General features: G+C 50.7%; 3 protein-coding genes. All 3 read left to right on the plus strand.

The window, feature by feature from the left end; translation table 11 throughout:
- Positions 1 to 1,182 precede the first annotated feature (1,182 nt).
- Complete coding sequence (locus QZN42_RS09935; RefSeq protein ID WP_296957253.1) at positions 1,183 to 2,475, plus strand: hypothetical protein; 1,293 nt, start codon at positions 1,183 to 1,185, stop codon at positions 2,473 to 2,475.
- A complete protein-coding gene (locus QZN42_RS09940; protein WP_296957255.1) occupies positions 2,472 to 3,404 on the plus strand; it encodes a metallophosphoesterase in 933 nt (310 codons plus the stop codon). The genes QZN42_RS09935 and QZN42_RS09940 overlap by 4 nt, the downstream gene beginning before the upstream one ends.
- 1,140 nt (positions 3,405 to 4,544) lie before the next feature.
- A partial coding sequence (locus QZN42_RS09945; protein ID WP_296957258.1) for a hypothetical protein occupies positions 4,545 to 4,795 on the plus strand: 251 nt, incomplete at its 3' end.

A 4,795-nucleotide genomic window follows, 5' to 3' on the forward strand; every position in this document is an offset into this window, starting at 1 on the left:
TTTGTTTTGGCATAATTAAATTATACCATGCGAAGAACCCATCGGCCTTTTTAAGTCGATGGGTTCTTTGTTTTAGTTGTACATTTTCTGTACAGCCCCCTTTCCGCGAAAATTTTGAGGCAATTCGGTGAAAACGGTACGTCATGAGCCTCATTTCCTGTAAGGCACACATGTGGCTGACTGACGAAACATTCCTGGGACAAATGTCTCTATCGTAAAATGCGAAGGCTCTCCCCCGGGAGAGCTCCCCGAAGGGGTGAGAGGGCAAATCGATTCGGAGAATCGATATTCTGACGAAAGATTCCCACGAAGGATCCATCGCTGCCCTATCAGTCGCCTTCGGCGCCAGCTTCCCCGGAGGGGAAGCCTTTTCGCGAAAATTTTGAGGCAATTCGGTGAAAATGGAACGTCATGAGCCTCATTTCCTGCAAGGCACACATGTGACTGACTGACGAAACATTCCTGGGACAAATGTCTCTATCGTAAAATGCGAAGGCTCTCCCCCGGGAGAGCTCCGCGAAGGGGTGAGAGGGCAAATCGATTCGAAGAATCGATATTCTAACGAAAAGATCATAGGAAGGACCCCTCCCTGCCCTATCAGTCTGCTGCGCAGCCAGCTTCCCCGGAGGGGAAGCCTTTCCGCGAAAATTTTGAGGCAATTCGGTGCAAATGGTACGTCATTGGTCCTGACACCTGCAAGTCCTATTGCCTCTATCCTAAAAATGCGCAGGCGGAGGGGCTGTACTTTCATACAAGCCGCATGGTGACAAAAGGGAAAGGACGTCACGTTTCACCGGGAAAGCCCAGGCAGGGGAGAGAAGATTAGAAAACCCTTATCTGAAAGTTCCGGCGGAGGCGGCCCTGGTTTTATTCCATAGTACACGATGGAGTAGAAATAAAATTTCCTGAATTTTCCCCATATTTCCCGAAATGCGTCCAAATTTCCCCAAATCCGCCGATTATGGCAGATAAGGAGAGAAAGATTTGGATATGCGGTAGTAAGTACCGGTATACGAGCTCTAAAGGCTGTTTTATTTCCTGCATTTTTTACCTAAATTTTACACAAATCTGATTACCAATTTTGCGGTTAACAGTGTATAATATAACAGAATTCTCATCTTCTCTTTACATAGAGGATGAGGCTTAATTTTTTTTAAGATTTTTTAGAAAGGAGGGAGCGTTATGCATGATGAACAGCGGGCCGCAGGCAAAGAGCGCCTTGCCCGGATCATCCTTGGACGCATGAACCGGCGGTTCTACCCGCTTTCCTGCGAAAGTTTTGTATTTCCCTCCCTTTCCCTGGATAAAGCCATCCTGAAAGCCATGACCGACGGGCACCTGCCCTATGCGGCAAGCCGCCAGGTATGGAATGACCTCTGCAGGAAATACGTCCACTTCCGCCTCGAACTGGCCTCTTCCATCGTGAAAGAAGGCTCCCGCATCAGCCGATACCTCGAAGAATCGGTGAAAGACTACCTCGATTTCGATATTACCCGCTCCTTTTCCAACGAATTTGAAAACGTGCGCAGGGCTATGGCCCATTTCCATTTCCCCTATCACGATACAGGCGTAGGCACCATCCAGACCCTCGTCCTGATTTCCAATGAAACCGGGACGGACCTCTCCGCCCTCACCACCTTCTTCCAGCTGGAAACAGAAAGATTCATCAAAGCAGTGAAAGAAGAAGGGGCCGAATACCTGGAAGCCCTCTCCTTCTGCGACCCTGATTTCCATGAACGGCGGATCAAAGCGATGCCCCGCATTCTGGCAGAAGCCATCGGAGAAGACCTGGGAAAGACCGAATCAAACCTCGTGATGGAAAGCGCCCAGATCCTCATGCCCCTCACGGAGACCCTGCCCCTCATGAAAGGCGGACCCACCCGCGAAAACGCCGGATTCTTCTATAAATACATCATCTTCCGCGCCTACGTCCTCGGATTCCTCGGCTCCTACGTCTGGCAGGACCGGCCCATGAAAGAATCCATCCTCAAAGGCGTCCTGGGCAGCAAAGAAGTGCAGCGCTGGACCCGAGAAATGGTGACGAAAAACCTCCTCACCGACGAAGACATCCGCTTCGGCCAGCGGCTCTACCTGAAAATCTCCATGTTCATGCGCCAGTGGTCCATATTCGACCCGAAAAACAAAAAGAACTACTACCGCTACTACTCGCACTTCGCCATGTTCATGGCAAACAAAATGGAAGAAGAAGGCTTCGAAAACAGAGTGAACGAACTCCTGGACGACTTCTGCCATACCTCAGGCGCCATCCTCTCCGAAGAAGACCGCACCTTCCTCATCAAAGAAACAGCCGCCTACGTGAATACCATGGCCCATACCGTCTACTTCGCCTATGGCCTCGGCTTCCGCCGGCCGGCAGACTTTATTTCACAGAAATGGATCCCCAAAGAAGACCATCCCGTATTGAAAGAAATCAAAAACTTCTTCCTCGGCGTAGAAGGCAAAGGAGTCCTATGAAAAAATTTGGAAATATTCTCTGCGCAGCCCTTCTCCTGGGCTGCGCTTTTTCTGCGGGCTGCGGAAATACAGGAAATACGGAGGGCGAAGTACACCGCATAGTCGTGGCCTCCGACGTCCACTACCCCGGCAAAAGCCAGGGAGAAGCAGCGAAAGCTATTATTTCCAATAAAGAAAAAGCAAGAAACGACATCAACTCCTGGAAAGACGTAGACCTCATCGCCTTCACAGGAGACATGGTCGCCCTCTCCGGGTCCCTTGAAGAAATGAAAGAAGCCAAAACCTTCACCGACGGATTTAAAGCCGATAAAATCTACATGGCCGGCAACCATGAAATCTATTTCGCAGAAGGACTTCAAAAAGGTAAACTGAAAAAAGCAGACCCCGCCCTCCGCAAAGCCCACGTCGAAAACTATCAGAAAACCTTCGGTCCCCTCTACGGCAAAAAAGAGATGGGTAAATATCTTCTCATCTACCTCTCCGCCGACGACACCGAAAGCAAAAACCCCGTCCAGATGTCCAAAGAAGAAGTAGAATGGCTGAAACAGACCCTTAAAGACAACGAGCAGAAACCCACCCTCATCTTCTTCCACGCACCCCTCACCGGCACCTACAAAGACGACGACTACGGCAGCAACCCCCGACACTTCGCCTCCCCCGCAGGAGCCATCGACCTCATCCTCCTCACCAACCCCCAGATCAAACTATGGGTCAGCGGCCACACCCACACCCCGCCCACCGACCCCATCTACAACCACCGGAACAACTGGTACCACGGAAAAATCCTCGACCTCTACACCCCCACCTGGGACGGAGACCAGGTCTGGACCAACTCCATCTACCTCTATAACGATAAAATAGAAATAAAGACATTTGATCATAAAGAAGGCAAGTGGATGGAAAATCTCACGAGGACGATCAGGGAGTAGTTAGTTTTTAGTGATTAGAAAAAGTGATAAATAGCGCCTTTAAATTGTAAAGACGCTATTTTTATGTGGAAACTTTTGAATCGGGAATGTCGGGAATCTCGGGATTATCGGGGTTGTCGGGAAGGAGTGCCGCTGATGCGGCACGAATTATATATGGGGGATGTGCACAGGCGAGTTTGAACATCCCGTACAAGCCGGAATGTTCAAGGCTCCCCAGGCTTGGGGAGCTGTCTGCGGAGCAGACTGAGGGGTCGTACAACAGGTACAAGACGAAAATGAGGCTGACTGATGAAACAATTTTGCTCTAATTGCCTCTACCGGCAAGCGAGAAGGCTCTCCCCCGGGAACACCCCGAAGGGGTGAGAGGGCAAATCGATTCGAAGAATCGATATTCTGACGAAAGATTCCCATGAAAGGCCCCGGGGGTTCCATCCCCGCCCTATCAGTCGCCTCCGGCGCCAGCTTCCCCGGAGGGGAAGCCTTTCCGCGAAAATTTTGAGGCAATTCGGTGAAAACGGTACGTCATGAGCCTCATTTCCTGCAAGGCACACATGAGGCTGATTGACGAAACATTCTCGTGCGAATTGTCTATATCCGTAAAAAGCGCGCTCCCCGAAGTGCGGGGAGCTCCGCGAATGCGGTGAGGGGATGTTAAGCACATGCAAGTCGAAAATGTTTCAAAAGGACCATGACCTTTGGATTCGGTAATATGCACACATGTGGCTAATTGGCGAAACAATTTTGCTCCAATTGCCTCTACCGGTAAGCAGTCAGGCTCGCCCTCGGGAACACCCCGAAGGGGTGAGAGGGCAAATCGATTCGAAGAATCGATAATCTCACGAAAGATTCCCATGAAAGGCCACGGGGGTTCCATCCCTGCCCTATCAGTCGCCTCCGGCGCCAGCTTCCCCGGAGGGGAAGCCTTTCCGTGAAAATTCTGAAGCAATTCGGTGAAAACGATACGTCATGAGCCTCATTTCCTGCAAGGCACACATGTGACTAACTGACGAGACAATTTTGCTCTAATTGCCTCTACTGGCAAGCAGGTAGGCTCTCCCTCGGGAACACCGCGAAGCGGTGAGAGGGCAAATCGATTCGAAGAATCGATAATCTAAGGTGGCGGCCTGATGCGGCGGGAGTATGGATGATGGACTTATAGTTGGAAGGAAACTATATGGTCAATTAACTTTTGAATCGGGGATGTCGGGGATATCGGGGGTATCGGGGGTATCGGGAAGGTGTGCCGCTGATGCGGCACGAATTATATATGGGGGATGTGCACAGGCAATGTGGAAAATCCCGTACAAGCCGGAATGTTCAAGGCTCCCCAGGCTTACTATAAAACCATTATCCCGAAAAACCCAAAAAAGGGCGCACTTACCCCAGGGTCC

Source organism: uncultured Dialister sp., from assembly GCA_900314595.1.
Taxonomy (GTDB): domain Bacteria; phylum Bacillota; class Negativicutes; order Veillonellales; family Dialisteraceae; genus Dialister.